Annotated in this window: 11 protein-coding genes; 1 reads left to right on the forward strand and 10 read right to left on the reverse strand. The window is 61.9% G+C overall.

Annotated features, from left to right (window positions below):
- Nucleotides 1–2: 2 nt before the first annotated feature.
- From B0G77_RS45330 to B0G77_RS26005, 3 genes are all read right to left on the reverse strand, one after another.
- Nucleotides 3–134, reverse strand: a complete 132-nt coding sequence (locus B0G77_RS45330; protein WP_279571354.1) for a hypothetical protein — start codon at nucleotides 132–134, stop codon at nucleotides 3–5.
- On the reverse strand, nucleotides 98–2,833 hold the full coding sequence (locus B0G77_RS26000; protein ID WP_133664895.1) for an HAD-IC family P-type ATPase: 2,736 nt from the start codon (nucleotides 2,831–2,833) through the stop codon (nucleotides 98–100). Before B0G77_RS26000 ends, B0G77_RS45330 begins: the two co-directional genes overlap by 37 nt.
- A gap of 938 nt (nucleotides 2,834–3,771) precedes the next feature.
- A complete protein-coding gene (locus B0G77_RS26005) occupies nucleotides 3,772–3,999 on the reverse strand; it encodes a lipopolysaccharide assembly protein LapA domain-containing protein (RefSeq protein ID WP_133664896.1) in 228 nt (75 codons plus the stop codon).
- A 638-nt stretch (nucleotides 4,000–4,637) separates the two neighbouring features.
- On the opposite strand from B0G77_RS26005, the gene B0G77_RS26010 reads away from it, so the two are divergent.
- A complete protein-coding gene (locus tag B0G77_RS26010) occupies nucleotides 4,638–5,498 on the forward strand; it encodes a MipA/OmpV family protein (protein ID WP_133664897.1) in 861 nt (286 codons plus the stop codon).
- A gap of 136 nt (nucleotides 5,499–5,634) precedes the next feature.
- Here the strand turns inward: B0G77_RS26010 and B0G77_RS26015 are convergent, their stop codons facing one another.
- The 7 genes from B0G77_RS26015 to B0G77_RS26045 form a co-directional block, all read right to left on the reverse strand.
- Complete coding sequence (locus tag B0G77_RS26015; protein WP_133664898.1) at nucleotides 5,635–7,296, reverse strand: GMC family oxidoreductase N-terminal domain-containing protein; 1,662 nt, start codon at nucleotides 7,294–7,296, stop codon at nucleotides 5,635–5,637.
- Between the two features lie 40 nt (nucleotides 7,297–7,336).
- Nucleotides 7,337–8,554: a mandelate racemase/muconate lactonizing enzyme family protein gene (locus tag B0G77_RS26020; RefSeq protein ID WP_133664899.1), complete on the reverse strand. Its 1,218-nt coding sequence runs from the start codon at nucleotides 8,552–8,554 to the stop codon at nucleotides 7,337–7,339.
- Entirely contained in the window at nucleotides 8,555–9,871 is a 1,317-nt protein-coding gene (locus B0G77_RS26025; RefSeq protein WP_133664900.1) for an MFS transporter, read from the reverse strand.
- A 157-nt stretch (nucleotides 9,872–10,028) separates the two neighbouring features.
- Nucleotides 10,029–11,453 carry an aldehyde dehydrogenase gene (aldA, locus tag B0G77_RS26030; protein WP_133664901.1) on the reverse strand — a complete coding sequence of 475 codons (1,425 nt, stop codon included), beginning with the start codon at nucleotides 11,451–11,453 and terminating at the stop codon, nucleotides 10,029–10,031.
- 295 nt (nucleotides 11,454–11,748) lie between these two features.
- Nucleotides 11,749–12,690 (reverse strand): LysR substrate-binding domain-containing protein, encoded by a 942-nt coding sequence (locus B0G77_RS26035; protein WP_133666870.1) that lies wholly within the window; start codon nucleotides 12,688–12,690, stop codon nucleotides 11,749–11,751.
- 120 nt (nucleotides 12,691–12,810) lie between these two features.
- Nucleotides 12,811–13,956 carry a branched-chain amino acid ABC transporter substrate-binding protein gene (locus B0G77_RS26040; protein WP_133664902.1) on the reverse strand — a complete coding sequence of 382 codons (1,146 nt, stop codon included), beginning with the start codon at nucleotides 13,954–13,956 and terminating at the stop codon, nucleotides 12,811–12,813.
- A 119-nt stretch (nucleotides 13,957–14,075) separates the two neighbouring features.
- Nucleotides 14,076–15,329 (reverse strand): FAD-dependent oxidoreductase, encoded by a 1,254-nt coding sequence (locus B0G77_RS26045; protein ID WP_133664903.1) that lies wholly within the window; start codon nucleotides 15,327–15,329, stop codon nucleotides 14,076–14,078.
- Between the last annotated feature and the right edge of the window lie 18 nt (nucleotides 15,330–15,347).

The following is a 15,347-nucleotide window of genomic DNA, read 5'->3' on the forward strand; positions in this document are numbered from 1 at the left end:
TGTCACGTCGCCCATTCCTGAAATGAAACATCGCCGGACGGCTGCCCGCCCTTCCGGCTTCCCGCGAGGAACGTCAGGCCGCTGCGCGCGGCATCGGTCACGTCGTCGCCAGGCCCGGCTTCGATGCGCGCCATCTGCGAATCACCCATTTCTCGGCTTCGACAATCAGGAAGAACACAAAGCCGCCGAGGAACAGCCATGGCCAGATTCCAGCGGGAATGGCCATCGTGCCGAACAGATCCTGAAGCGGCAACGCATAGGTAAAAAAGAGCTGGAGGACGACGACAGCACTGATCCCCATCGGCAGATAACGATTGCCGAGATGCGCCGTGATCGACAGCGAGGAATCGACCCGGTAGCGGGTATTGAGCAGATAGAAAATCTGACCGATCGTCAGCGTGTTAACCGCAACCGTGCGCGCGAGTTCGTCCGGCGCATCGTTTGCCTTCATCCAGAAGAACGCCCACAGCGTCAGTGCCAGCAGACTCAAACCGACGAAGATCACCCGCCAGATCCCAAACCCGGTCAGGATGGGACGGCCTGCCACGCCTGGCGGGCGGCGCATGACGTCCAGCTCGTGGGGCTCGAAGGAAATGACAAGACCCAGTGCGACTGACGTCACCATGTTGACCCATAGCACCTGAGGCGCCGTGATCGGCATGGTGAAGCCGGCCAGGATCGCCACCATGATGACGGCCGCCTGCGCGACGTTGGTCGGCAGCATGAAGAGAATCGCCTTCTCGATGTTGTTGTAGACCGTTCGCCCCTCGCGGACAGCGGCCGTGATCGACGCGAAATTGTCGTCGGCCAGCACCATCTCGGCGGCTTCCTTGGTTACCTCCGTGCCCTTGATGCCCATCGCCACACCGATGTCGGCCTTCTTTAGGGCCGGCGCATCGTTCACGCCGTCGCCCGTCATTGCCACGACCTGGTTGTTTGCCTGGATCGCCTTGACGAGCCGAAGCTTGTGCTCCGGGCTTGCACGCGCGAATACGTCAACCTTCAGGACCGCCTCCTGCAGCGCAGCGTTGTTCATCGCCTCGATCTCGACGCCAGTCAGCGCTGTCTTGCCATCACCGATGCCGAGCATTCTCGCGATCGCAGCAGCCGTGATCCTGTGGTCGCCCGTGATCATGGTGACGCGGATGCCGCCGGCGTGGCATTCCTTCACGGCTTCGATGGCTTCCTTGCGCGGCGGATCGAGCAGACCGACCAGCCCCAGCAGTACAAGCGTCTTCGGCAGATCCGCAGGCGAAAGGTTTCTACCGGCCAGACCCGGATGCTCGAGCCATGCGAGCGCCAGCACGCGCTCGCCTTGCGCCGCAAGCTGGTCTGAGGCCTTCAGAAAATGTGCAAGATCGATCGGCTGCGGGCCGCCCCTCGTCTGTTGCCGGTCGCAATGCTCGAGGATGACTTCGGGCGCCCCCTTGACGAGAAGAAACTGACCGCCGTCCGCCGCTTCGTTCAGCGTCGCCATGAAGCGGTGCTCGGACTCGAAGGGGATCGCGTCGACGCGACGCCAGGCCGCCTGCTGCGCCTGCCGTTCGAGGCCGATCTTTGTTGCGAACGGATATAGCGCGCCCTCGGTCGGATCGCCTTCGACCTTCCAGACGCCGTCCTCCTTGCGCAGTTCCGCGTCGTTGCAGAGTATCGAAACGCGCCCCATCAGATCGAGGACCGAGTCCTGATTCGCCGGTGCACCATCACGCAGAACCCGTCCATCGGGTGCATAGCCATCGCCTTCGATCTGAAAAGCGGCCTCGGCGGTGACGGCCGACACGACCATCATTTCCATCAGTGTCAGCGTGCCGGTCTTGTCCGAACAGATCCGCGATACGGAACCGAGCGTTTCCACCGCCGGCAGCCGGCGGATGATGGCGTTGCGTTGCGCCATGCGCTGAACGCCGATGGCGAGCGTAATCGTGATGATGGCAGGCAAGCCCTCCGGAATGAGCGAGACCGCAATGCCGACGACAGCCTGAAAGATCTCGACGAACGGCAATCCCTCGACCCATCGGCCGTAGGCGAACACCAGTGCACCGATCACGAAAATGACCGCCGTAATCGCGTAGCCGAATTTCTTGATCTGGCGCAAGAGCGGTGTCTCGAGCGAGTTGACCGCGGCCAGCATCTGATTGATGCGCCCGAGCTCGGTTTCGCTTCCTGTCGCAACGACCAGCCCTGTGCCACGTCCGGACACCACTAGGGTTCCGGAGTAGGCCATGCTATGGCGATCCCCGACCGTCGCATGGGCCGCGACGGGGGTGACGGATTTGTCGCTCGGCACCGATTCTCCGGTTAGCGCCGCTTCCTCCATGCGCAGGTTCTTGACGTCAGTCAACCGAAGGTCGGCAGGAACCTTGTCGCCTGACTCCAGAAGGACGACGTCGCCCGGCACAAGCTGGTCCGATGCGATCATGCGGGTTTCGCCCGAGCGCAATGTTCGAGCCTCAGCGGAAAGCATGTTGCGGATCGAGTCCAGCGCCTTTTCGGCCTTGCCCTCCTGGATGAAACCGAGCAATGCGTTAACGACAACGACACCGAGAATGATCGAGGCATCGATCCACAGCCCCAGCATCAGCTTGACGAAGCCGGCACCAAGCAAAACGTAAACCAGGACATTGTTGAACTGGCCGAGAAACTTCATCAGCAGGCTTTGTTTGCCCGATTCGGGCAATCGGTTCGGACCGTACTTTTGGAGCCGCGCAGTCGCTTCCGAGGCGTCCAGGCCCGACTGGGTGTTCACGCCTAGCTGTCTCGCCGCCTCGTCCGCGGGCACAGCATACCAGGCCTCGACCTCGCTCCGAGGTCTTGCGTTTGTCGCCTCGTTCATCGCTCACTCCACAATTTTGTTGCGGGCGCAAATTTATTCGAGCCTGCGGATGCGATTGTTTGGAACTAATTAAACGGGTTTAACGGATTGGAGGGAGACCGCCATCAAGAACGTAGCGAGAAACGACTGCGTACAGTCTACTTCACGATCAACAGGGCTATTTTTGCAGTTTGATTGGCACCCGGGAATGTATCTGTTTGCTCTGCACGTCACACATGGACGTGTCTCATTCCGGCCACCGCCAGTTCCTCGAACTTCTAGAATAGGCCGCCCAGCCCTCAAATACCAGACGGGATCGGCATCGCTGACGGTCTCTAATCGATGTCGTACCGGCAAAACGAGGTCCTGCCGTCGGATTTCGCCACAGCGCGCAATACGTTTTATCGCCATCGAAATGCATGGCCTCCCGGCTTCATCGATGCTCCGAAACGCGCTTATGGCGAAGCATCTACGTGCCGCGCAACACGGTCGCTTCCGGTCTCTCCTCGATCCGGGAGACCCGCCCGCGACTGCAGTGCGGCATATCGCTGGAGCCGAAATCCGATGTGTGAAACTGTTAAAGAGGTTCGGATCAGGCCGGCCGCATACCTGCGACCGGGGCAGTCATCTGGCGATCAAGCATCTGGCGGTCAACCCTTGCAAATGCGACTACGCAGCGTTTGCGGGACGGTACACGCGCTGGCGCTTGCTGGAATCTGCGCGGGTATTGGCGTCAGACTTGGGTCCATCGCTCAAGACTATCCGTAGATCACGGCTCGTTCATACTGAACGCCCCGTAGTCGACGCAGCATCGACATTTCCTTTTCGAGTCACTCTCATGAATCCAGCTTCGATCGCCCGTTTGATGACAGCGATTTTTTACCGCGATATCAATTCGCTATCCGAATCAATAAACTCTTCAAGCCCATACACCGCACCGCATCCCGACGCTCCCGGTACTATTTTTGAACCGGTCGCAAGGCGCCGCGCGTCCAACTGCGCAACAGGCTTAGAACGCACCCGCCCGTCAGCATGCCCAGCACATAAATGCCTATGACGAGCAACGACGCGGGCAAAGTAACGCTAGCCGAGAACAGTGACAAAGTCACCATCTGGAAATTCTGGATCTTGAACAGCAGCACGACCGCTGTCACCAGCACGATAAGCGCAATATAGACAAATTTCATATCGAAGCTCCCCTCTTGCGTTGAGATACTTCCGATGAGCGCGATCGAGTCCACTTCAGGCGTAAAAGCGCTCCGGTCTGGACACGATATATTTACCACGACATCCGGTGCAAAAGTACCAAAGAAGCGGAAGAGAAAGCATGAAGCGATAGATTGAGCGGCACAAGACCGACTTCAGGGCGGGTACGGGGTGCCCCGATACACCGGCCACTGTTTACCGCGCCGAAATAACCACGATGGTTGTTGGATAACCTGAAACGAATCCTCTTCACCGGCAATCGGCCGCGCAAAACGTTTTCACCACCGATCCGCAAAGTCGGCGCGCTCATTCCGCATGACAACCATCAGCAATCCTTTGGATTCTTATAGAAAGGGAGTTAGACTGCACATCGCGCCAACTGAACTCTTCGGAGAAGAAACATGAATGTCAAATCTGACCAGTGCGCCTGCATAAGTGTTTCTTCAAACAGCCGACGGGCAGCCCATCCATGCCCTCACCTCCAGCAGTGCGCTATCTGAAAGCTTTTTGATCGGAATCAGAAGGCAAAGCGACCGTCGATAGAGCCCCGACAGGCGCAACACGGCGCTACACCTGCCTCGTCCGATCCCACCTCGCATTACCCGACCGGAGACCTGCCATGCGTTATACCTCGATACGTCGCAAGACCAGTCTGCTGCTGGGCTGTGCTCTCTCGCTGCTCGCCGCCCCCGCGATGGCCGACGACACCGTCTCCATTTCGGACAGCCTGTACGCCCTCTCCAATGCGGAAGACCCCAATGTGGCCCAGCCCAACGCATGGCATTTCACGGTGGGCGGCGGCATGGTCGTCATGCCGAAATTCCCTGGCGCCAGCGGCACCAAGGTTGAAGGCGTACCGCTCCTCGGCGCGAGCTACGGCCGCTATTTCATCGGTTCAAACCCGGACGCGGGGGCGCTGCTCAGTCTCGGCGCGTATCTGTATCGGGACAGCAACTGGCGCGTGGGACTCGCGGTGACCTACGATTTCATCGAGCCGCGGCAGGAATCCGACGATGCACGGCTGCACGGCCTTGGCGATGTCCAGCGTACGGCACACGCAGAACTGTTCGTTATCTACACGTACGCGTGGGTCTCAGCGCGCGGCAGCGTTTTGACTGATATCGCTGGAAAAGACCGGGGAACGGTGGCAACGTTCGACGTGATGGCAAAGTATCAGCCGATCCCCGAACTGACGCTCACCGCGGGGCCAGGACTAACATGGGCCAGCAGTGAGTACAACCAGACCTATTTTGGCATCGACGAAGAGCAAAGTGCCCGCTCCGGCCTCGCCAGCTTCTCTCCCGGCTCGGGGGTGAACAACCTGCGCTTCTCGGTCGGCGCACGCTATCGTCTTGCAGACCACTGGAATATCGGGGCGTCTATCACGGCCGCCTGGCTGCGCGGCGATGCAGGCGACAGTCCGATCGTCGAAAAGAAGAATCAGATGACGTATGCCCTCTTCGCCAGCTACCTGTTCTAAAGGCAGGAGGTGCAGGTCGCAGGTCCTGAACCGAAGCGCGCAATTTGACGTAGCGCATGAAACGGCCGGCGACAGGCAAAAGCAAGACGGCCGTCTCGCGCCGACGTCGAAACGGCCAGTCGTCCGCTCAAGCAGATCAGTGCGCGACAGCCATCTCCCCGATCGCGTGCACCGGAAGCCCGTCGGCATCAGCATCTTCGAGAATCATCGCAGCCCCCTTCTCCGCGACCATCATGGTAGGCGCGTTAATGTTGCCCGACGTGATGTTCGGGAAGATCGACGCATCGACAATCCGCAATCCGGCGATGCCATGCACACGCAGACGCTCATCGACCACGGAGGTCTGCGGGTCCGGTCCCATCGCACACGATCCACACAGGTGATAGATCGATCCTGACTGCTCGCGAAAGTATTGCAGCATCGCTTCGCGGCCCTGCACCTGCGGCCCCGGAGAAATTTCCTCGACCGTGATGTCCCTCAGTGCAGGAGAAGCCATCACCTTGCGGATCAGCTCGCAACCCTGCACGACTTCATCGAGGTCCTTCTCCGTCGTCAACGCGTTGATGCGGATCTTTGCCGGATCTTCGACACGGGTCGACGCGATTTCGATCGAGCCGCGGCTGGTCGGCCGGCAAGGGTTGAATGCGAGCAGGAAGCCCGAGTACGGCTCCGGCTCCAGATTCGCCTTGCTGCTCTTCGGAATACGGTACGACAGCGGATTGAAGTACAGCTGCAGGTTCGGCTGCGCCTCTTCGTCGTTGCCCCTGAAAAATCCGCCCGACTGGTTTACGCTCATCGCGAGCGGCCCCTTGCGCGTCAGCAGATACTGCAAGCCGAGTTTCAGCTTGCCGATGAGCGGCCGCATCTCGTCGTTCAGCGTCTTACGGTTCGAGCGATAGTAGAAGCTCACGCACAAGTGGTCCTGCAGGTTCTGTCCGACCGCCGGCAACTCGTGCACGAGCGGAATGCGATGCTTCGCGAGCAGGTCGCGCTCGCCCACGCCTGAAAGCTGCAAAAGCTTGGGCGTATCGACAGCGCCGGCCGCCAGAATCACCTCGCGATTCGCGATGAAGCGCCTGACCTCGCCGTTCTGCCGGACGACCACGCCGGTCGCGCGTTTCTGGTTGTCGAACAGCACCTGGCTTGCGAGCACGTTGCACTCGACCGTCAGATTCTTGCGACCCAGCACCGGATGCAGGTACTCGAAGCTGCTCGACGAACGCTGTCCGTTACGCGTATTCACGTCGTAGATGCCCGCGCCTTCGAACTGCGCGCCGTTGAAATCGTGCGTGCGCCTGTAGCCCGCCTGCTCGCAGCCTTTCAGGAACACGTGGCAGATCGGATGCACGTCGTCCTTCATCGGTGAAATGCGGATCGGGCCGTCGGCGCCGTGATATTCGGTGTTGCCAAGCGGATGCGACTCAAGCTTGCGGAAGTACGGCAGCACGTCGCGAAAGCCCCAGCCGCGATTGCCGGCGGCGGCCCAGTCGTCGAAATCATGAGGCTGTCCGCGCACGTAGATCATTGCGTTGATCGAACCGGAACCACCCTGCACCTTGCCGCGCGGGCAGTAGATCGGGCGGTTGTCGAGTTCCTTCTCCGGCTCGCTGTAGTACATCCAGTTATACGTTTCGTTGTAGTACGTCCTGGTGAAACCGACCGGAATCCGGAACCAGAAGGAATCGTCCTTGCCGCCTGCTTCCAGCAGCAGCACGGAATGGCTTCCGGACGCGGAGAGACGATTGGCGAGGATGCAGCCCGCGGAGCCCGCGCCGACGATGATGTAGTCGTAGTTCATGCTGTTAGCGCCCGAAGACGCCCCTGTCGAAATGCAAGGATCAACCCCTGGCCGGCGACGTGTCTTTCACGTCGGCCGGGACCGGCGCCATCTGCAGATGCAGCCTGTCGCCCGTGTAGGGCGAATGCTGCTGCACGACTTCCATGTTCAGTTCGACGCCGAGACCCGGTTCCGTCGACGGAATGATGTAGCCGTCTTCCCAGCGCAGCGGCGTCTTGAGGATTTCCGCGTGGAAACCGCCCCATGTGCCGATGCTTTCCTGAATCAGGAAGTTAGGCGTGCACGTCGCCAGCTGGATGCTCGCGGCCGCCCCGATGGGGCCGTTGTAGAGATGCGGGGCGATCTGGGCGTAGTACACCTCGGCCAGCGTCGCGACCTTCTTCGCTTCCAGCAGACCGCCGACACGCGACACATTCAGTTGCAGGATCGACGCCGCGCCCGCTTCGAGCAGCTTGAAGAATTCGTACTTGGTGGTCAGGCGCTCGCCTGCTGCGATGGGAATGCTGGTGTGCTGCGCCACCTGCGCCATCGCCCCTTCCTGCCCTGGTGGAACCGGCTCCTCGAACCACAGCGGATCGTATCTCTCCAGACGCTTCGCAAGACGGATGGCCGATGACGGCGCCATCTGTCCGTGCGTGCCGAACAGCAGGTCAGCCTTGTTACCGACCGCCTCGCGCACCTTGCGGCAAAACGTTTCGCAACGGTCCAGCACCTCGAGCGAGAGTTGATGCCCCGAGTACGCGGTGTACGGACCGGCCGGATCGAACTTCACGGCCGTAAAGCCGCGCTTCACATTCGCGGCGGCGCATTCGGCTGCGAGATCGGGATCGTCGTAGTCGTACTCGCCGCGACGGTTCTTCGGATACAGGTACGTGTACGAACGCAGACGCTCATGCACGCGGCCGCCCAGCAACTCATACACCGGCTTGTTCGCCGCCTTGCCGATGATGTCCCAGCACGCCATCTCGAGGCCGCTGACGACGCCCATCATCGTCAGGTCCGGGCGCTGCGTGAAGCCGCTCGAATACGCCTGCCGCCACAGCCGTTCGACATGATGCGGATCCTCGTCGAGCAGATAGCGCAAGAACACGTCGTCGATGATAGGCATCATCGCTTTCGGATGGAACGTTGCCGAATAAATTTCGCCGACGCCCTCGATCCCGCAATCCGTCTTCAGCTTGACGAAGATCCAGTACATGCCACCCAGATGCGGCGGCGGCACGGCCACGATATGTGTTTCGAGCGAGACGACTTTCATTTACACACCTTTCTTGTTGTTGAGCGTGTTCCGCAGCGCGAGGCCCGCGATACCGCCGAGCGCGGCGACAGCGGCCACATAACCGAAATAGAACTGGTAGCCGAGCACGCCCGGGTACGTCTGCGTCAGATAGCCGTTGATCAGCGGCAGGAATACGTCCGGCGAATAACCGAGCACCGATATCAGACCGATCGCGAGGCCCATCGTCGATACGGGAATGTTGCAGCGATCGAGCAACGCCCAGTAGAGCCCGCGAATTGCGTACGTCAGCACGCGGATGAAGAGGACGAGGAAGGCGAGCATCAGATGGCTGCTGATGCCAGGCGCGGCAACGAGACCGACCAGCGACAACGCAGCGAGAAAAAGCGCGATGATGAGCACGGAGATCTTCGAGAAGCGATCGCCGAGATAGCCGCCGCCGATGCCGCCGATCGGGCGCATCCACAGCTTGAGCGTCGTAATCGTGCCGGCCATCACCACCGACAGTCCGATCTGCCCTTCATGCAGATACGCCGAGAAACTGTACGTCGCCCAGAACACCTGATAGCCGCAGAACACGATGGCCGCCACGAGCCACAGCTCCGGAATCTTCGCGAGCGTCTTCAGGTCGACCAGTACGTTATTGCGTCTGCTGGCGACGCCGCGCTTCGCGGCAACGCTCCCCGCAGGATCTCTCACGAGGCCGAGCGCGACACCGAGTGCAATGCACAGGAACGCGTACATGTAGATGACGAGCCTGAAACCGGTGGCGACGGGTTCGCCCTTCGTCTGCGTCACCCACGCAAACAGCGTGATCGCGACAGTGGCGAGCATCGCTTCGACGAGGCCGCGGCCGCCGTCGAGGAAGCCGAAGAAGCGGCCCTGCTCGTCGCTGCCGGCAATCAGCATCACGCGCTTGATGACGGCGGCCCAGAACGTGAGGCCGGTCGTGAGACCCCAGCAGCCGAAGATCACCATCAGCGCGTGGAACGACGGCGCTGTCGAATACCAGAGCCCGAGGGCGCCCGTTGCGATCAGCGAGAAGCAGATCAGAAGACGCGGCGCGATCCGGTCCGCGAGCCAGCCGCTCGGCAGATAGCTCAGGAGGAAGATCGTGCCGAGCGAGGAATACAGATAGCCGAGCTGGCTTTCGTTGATGCGGAAGACTTCCAGCATCGTCGGCTGATAGACCTGCCGCAGATACAGAATCGGATAGATCGCACCAGCTGCGATGACGAGCAGAAGCAGCTGGGTATAACGCTGCGCGCGCGTGTCGCGCAACGCAGCGGCTTCGCTGGAAATGCCCGGCGTGAGGGATTGAACGGGTTGGGTAGACACTGGAACGCTCCTGAGAGACACCCTGCGCCCGGCGCCTCGATGCGCGGGCTCTGGCACGTCTCCGATATCTTTTGTTATGTCTGCAATGCACGGCGAACGCGCACCTGCCAGTTCGGACAAGCGCCTTCCGTTCACACGGAAAGCGCCCCGGATGGGATCAGTACTTCATGACGACGAGACGGGTCTGCGTGAATTCGAGCATGCCGTGCTTGCCGTCGTCGCCGCCGAGGCCGGAGCGTTTCCAGCCTGCATGGAAGCCCTGATACGGATCGGCCGGCGTGCGGTTCACATACAGTTCGCCCGCTTCGATGTTGTTCGCCACCTTCATCGTGTTGCGATAGTTTTCGCTGTACAGCACCGACGACAGGCCGAACTGGTGATCATTGGCCATCTCCAGCGCTTCGTCGAGCGTGCGGTATTTGACGACGGGCATGATCGGGCCGAAGGTTTCTTCCTGGATGATCTCCATGTCCTGGCGGCAGTTCGACAGCAGCGTCGCCGGATAGAAGAAGCCCTTGCCTTCGGGCAGCTTGCCGCCCGTTTCGATCCTCGCGCCCGCCGCGACTGCACGCTCCACCATCGCGTGAATCGAATGACGCGACGACTCGTTGACGAGCGGCCCCATCCAGCCTGCGTTTTCGCTGCGGTCGCCGGATTTCACGGCGCTCATGTGTTCCTTGAGCAGCGCGACGAAGCGCTCATGCACGCTCTCGTGCACATAGACGCGTTCGATGGCCGTGCACAGCTGGCCGCAATGCGTGGTCTTCGAGGCCACGAGATCGCGCGCGGCCTTCTCCAGATCGGCATCCGGCTCGATGATCGCGGGCGTCTTGCCGCCCAGTTCGAGCGACGGCTTTGCAATATTCGCCTTGCAGTATTCGAGCACCTTGCGGCCCGCACCGACGCTGCCCGTGAGCGTGATCATGCCGACTGCCGGATGCGTGCAGACTGCTTCGGCCGTCGCATGGCTCATCGCGAGAATGTTCACGACGCCAGCCGGCAATCCCGCCTGCGCCACAGCCTTCGCAATTTCGAACGCGGATGTCGGCGTGTTGTTGCTCGGGCGCACGATCACTGTATTGCCGGTGATCAACGCAGGCGCAATCTTGCGCATCAGCGTGTACACCGGGAAATTGAATGGAATCAGGCACGCGACGACGCCGATCGGCTCACGATGCAGCACAAGGTTTTCGTCAGGGGTGTCGCTGGGGATGACTTCGCCTTCGATCCGGCGCGCCCATTCAGCGTGGTAGCGGGTGATCTGGCCAGCGTAGACCGCCTCGCTGGTCGCATCGGCGACGCTCTTGCCCGATTCCTGCGCCAGCGCCGCGCCGATGGCGGGCGCGCATTCCGTCAGCGCGTCGGCCAGCTTCTGCAGATAAGCGCCGCGTTCGGTGGACGGCAGTTTGCGCCAGCCCTTCTGCGCGGTCGCCGCGGCTTCGACTGCGGCGACGGCTTCGGCCTTCGAGGCGCCGGAAACCTGCGCGATCAACGCTTCGGTGGCGGGGTTGTAGACGGGGATGAGTTCATCGGTTGCGGGTTCGATGAACTGGCCGCTGACGAAATTCCGATCGAGTCGCATGTTTCTTACCAGGTGGCGGAGTGCGAAAAGTGCATGGCCAGCGGCTATGGGATCCATTCCACCGGCGCATGGAGCGAATCTTCCGTGCGCGACCAGGAGACGACAAGCGACTAATTTGGGCGACAAACATTCGAAAAACGCATGTTAGTCGGTAGATTGACAAGCGGGAATGCTGCCGGATCGTCGGCCCGGCTGGACGTTGCCCGGCACGATCTCGCCTGACAACCCGGCAACCTGATCCAGAATCGGAGATATCGGAGATGAGCGATTGCGCCGCACGCGGCATCGCCCGTGTTCAACGCCCGCGGATCAGCGGCGCCGGTGACGACGCCGAGGGCTCGAAGCTGCGCTCCGCGAGCCACACTTCCTGCAGGAGCCAGTCGCGAAACGACGCAAGATGCGGCAGGTCGCCCTGCTCCGGCCGCGTTACGAGCCAGTAAGACTGATGCCCATCCACGTGCACGTTCAGCACCTGCGTGAGCTGCCCGGTAGCGAGTTCACGCGCAATCATATGACGATCGGCGATCGTAATACCGAGGCCGTCGATGGCCGCGCGGATCGCGAGATCCAGCAAGTCGAATTCGTAGCCTCCGGCGGTATCGACGCCCTCGATTCCCGCCGCTTTCAGCCAGTGCTGCCACGTCTGAAAGCGCTGATCGTCGCTGGCGAGCACATGCAGCAGCGTGAACTGGTTGACGTCGATTGCCTGCTGGCCCGCCTGCCGCGCGAGCAGCGCCGGGGAGCACACGGCCACGTGCCGTTCGTTCATCAGGAGGCGGCTGTCGAGCCCTTCCCATTCGCCATTGCCAAAGCGGATCGTGCAATCGAGCACACTCGACTCCGCGAGGCTGTCCTCGACGCGCGTCGACAGGCTCAGTTCGAGTTCGGGATGCTCGTCGCGCAGACGGCCAAGGCGAGGCATCAGCCAGCGGCTGGCGAAGGTAGGTGGCGCGTTGATCCGCAGGCGGTTGAGGTGCGTCTTCTCCTGAATGCTGCGCACCGTCAGTTCGATCCGGTCGAATGAATGCTGCAACGCCTGCAGCAGCACGCGCCCGGCCGCGGACAGTTCGAGGTGATGGTGGCGGCGCTGCAGCAACGGCTCACCGAGTTGCTCCTCCAGCTGGCGCACCTGCCGGCTGACCGCGCTCTGCGTGACGTTCAGCAGTTCGGCCGCGCGGGTGAAACTGCCCGTGCGACCGGCCACTTCGAAGGCTTTGAGCGCGTTCAGCGCGGGCATTTTTCGTTTCAAGGGCGTCTCTGGGCGGATGCGGCGAACCGGTCGCCATTTTACGCGAGGGTACGCGTCCGCCCAGATACTGCCCAGATGCCGCCGTCAGGCTCCGGCCTCAGTTGCCGATCAGGTTCCGCCGATCGTCCGCAGACTCTTCCATTGCCCCTGCTCGACTTCGAACAGCGTATAAGGCGGCTTGATCAGGTCGCCGTACGGGTCGAACGAGATCTTGCCGGTCACACCCGTCACCGAAACCTTCGCGAGACTGTCGACGATTTTCTGACGGTCAAGCGAATTCGCGTCCTCGATGGCCCTGGTCATCGCGAGTGCCGCGTCGTAGGCGAACGGGGCGTACAGCTCGACGTCCTGATTGAAGCGCGCCTTGTAACGCTTGCCGAACTCCTGCGCCGCGGGCAGCTTGTCCAGCGCCGGACCCGGCTCCAGATCCTGGGTCTTCTCTCCCGACGCGCCCGCGATCTGCAGGAACGCGGCGCTCTTGAGCGCGCCCGCGCCGAACAGTTGCGCGTTGATCCCGAGCGAGCGCATCTGTTTGACGAGCATGGCCCCCTGCTCGTCCAGACCGCCGAAGAAGATCACGTCGACGTTCTTGCTCTTGAGCGTCGTCAGAATCGCGCGGAAGTCGACCGCCTTGTCGTTCGTGAATTCGCGATCGACGACGTTGCCGTTCGCTTCCTTCACGCCCTTCTCGAACGCGTCGGCGAGACCCTGCCCGAACGCCGTCCGGTCGTCGATGATGCCGATGCGCTTCGCCTTCATCTGTTCGACCACAAAGTGGCCCGCGACCACGCCGCCGACGCCGTCATGGCCCATGGTCCGGAACACGTTCTTGAAGCCCTGCTTCGTGAGCGCGGGGTTGGTCGAGCCCGGCGTGATCATCGCGACACTCGCCTGGTGGTAGACCGCCGATGCCGGAATACTGCATCCCGAGTTGTAGTGGCCGATCACGCCCACCACCCCATCGTCAACCAGCTTCTGGGCGACCTGGATTGCCACACGCGGGTCCGCCTGATCGTCCTGCACGTCGAGCACGAACTTGACCGGCTTGCCGCCGATTGTCGGATGCTTCGCGTTCTCCTCATCGAGCGCCAGTTGCGCGCCGAATTGCAGATCCTTGCCGACCCGCGCGACAGGACCCGTCAATGGCCCGGCGAAACCAATCTTGACGACCTCGGGATCGGCGGCCCAGGACGAAGGTATCTGCGCGCCCAGTGCGCAGACTGCGAGACTCAAAAGCCAATAGCGGCGATTCATGATGCGCTCCTTGCGGTATTTGGCGTCGCGCGTTTGTGTATGTCGACTGACCCGACGCGCGACACGTCGAAGTCGTCCTGCGGTGCGTACTGCAAAAATCGAAAATCGTCAGTCGTCTGCTAATGCGCCTGCCTCGCACGGTGGAAACGCGTCGCCGCATACGGGGCGAGGTCGAGCGGTGGATTGCGCCGCGCCACCAGGTCGGCGACGATGCGCCCGCTGATACCCGCGAGCGTCAAACCCAGATGCTGGTGACCGAAGGCGTAGATCACACGCTCGCTCGCCCGGGCGCGCCCGAGCACCGGCACACCGTCAGGCAGCGTCGGGCGAAAGCCGAGCCAGCTGCTGTCGGGCTGCGCCAGCGCGGGCAAGGCGCGCTTCGACGAAAACGTCAGCAGATCGAGCAGCGAGCGGTTGCGGGTATCGCTGAAACCACCCAGCTCGACCGTCCCCGCGACGCGGATGCCGTCGCTCATCGGCGTCATATAGAAGCCTCGTTCCGCCCAGCCGACAGGTCGCGAGATCAGCTGAGCCGTGCCCGGATAGCGCACGTGATAGCCGCGTTCGGTATCGAGCGGCACGACGTCGCCGCATTGCCGCGCAAATTTCGCGGAACGCGCGCCCGTGGCGATCACCGCGTAATCGAAGCGACGTGGCGCGTCGCCTTCGACGCTCAGCGTCGCACCGTCTGCGGCAGGTTGCACGGCATTCACCGCCGAACGCTCGAACGTGAGTCCGCACCCCCTCAGCTGTTCGAATAGCGTCTGCAAAAAACCCGGCGGATCCGAGAAATGCCAGCTGTCCTTGAAAAGCACGCCGCGCTCGAAGATCGGCGCAAGCGATGGTTCGAGTTGCCGGATGTCCGCGGCGGCCAGCACGTCGAATGCGACACCCAGTTGTTGGCGCAGGTCGAGGGTCGGCCGTGATGCGTCAAACGATGCCGCACTGGAGTACAGGTACAGGCACTCGCGCGGCCGCACGAACTCCGCGAGTGACGCTCCGGCGAGGAGCGGTGCGTAACCCTCCTGCGCATGCGCGAGCAAGGCGGCAAGCGCGCCGGCGCTCGCCTCGTAGCGGCGCGGCATCGAACTCATCAGAAAACGCACGAGCCACGGCGCAATCTGCGGCAGATAGCTCCAGCGCAGCCGGAACGGACTCGAGGCCGACAGCAGAAAGCGCGGCAGATCACGAAATACGGACGGGTTGTTCACCGGGATGCACGCATAAGGCGCGAACGTCCCGGCGTTGCCGAATGACGCGCCCTGTGCGACGCCCGATGGATCGAACATCGTCACGCGGTGTCCGTCACGCATGAGCCAGGCAGCGCTCGCGAGCCCGATAAACCCGGCGCCTACGATGGCAACTTCCGCCATTACCTGCCTCCCCGCGTC

This window comes from Paraburkholderia sp. BL10I2N1 (assembly GCF_004361815.1).
Taxonomy (GTDB): Bacteria; Pseudomonadota; Gammaproteobacteria; order Burkholderiales; family Burkholderiaceae; genus Paraburkholderia.

Bases quoted from the DNA above. Each gene is read 5' to 3' on its own strand.
- B0G77_RS26015 (WP_133664898.1), bottom strand. From the start codon at position 7,296: ATGAACTACGACTACATCATCGTCGGCGCGGGCTCCGCGGGCTGCATC.
- B0G77_RS26020 (WP_133664899.1), bottom strand. From the start codon at position 8,554: ATGAAAGTCGTCTCGCTCGAAACACATATCGTGGCCGTGCCGCCGCCG.
- B0G77_RS26010 (WP_133664897.1), top strand. From the start codon at position 4,638: ATGCGTTATACCTCGATACGTCGCAAGACCAGTCTGCTGCTGGGCTGT.
- B0G77_RS26035 (WP_133666870.1), bottom strand. From the start codon at position 12,690: ATGCCCGCGCTGAACGCGCTCAAAGCCTTCGAAGTGGCCGGTCGCACG.
- B0G77_RS26000 (WP_133664895.1), bottom strand. From the start codon at position 2,833: ATGAACGAGGCGACAAACGCAAGACCTCGGAGCGAGGTCGAGGCCTGG.
- B0G77_RS45330 (WP_279571354.1), bottom strand. From the start codon at position 134: ATGGCGCGCATCGAAGCCGGGCCTGGCGACGACGTGACCGATGCCGCG.
- B0G77_RS26005 (WP_133664896.1), bottom strand. From the start codon at position 3,999: ATGAAATTTGTCTATATTGCGCTTATCGTGCTGGTGACAGCGGTCGTG.
- B0G77_RS26045 (WP_133664903.1), bottom strand. From the start codon at position 15,329: ATGGCGGAAGTTGCCATCGTAGGCGCCGGGTTTATCGGGCTCGCGAGC.
- B0G77_RS26040 (WP_133664902.1), bottom strand. From the start codon at position 13,956: ATGAATCGCCGCTATTGGCTTTTGAGTCTCGCAGTCTGCGCACTGGGC.
- aldA (WP_133664901.1), bottom strand. From the start codon at position 11,453: ATGCGACTCGATCGGAATTTCGTCAGCGGCCAGTTCATCGAACCCGCA.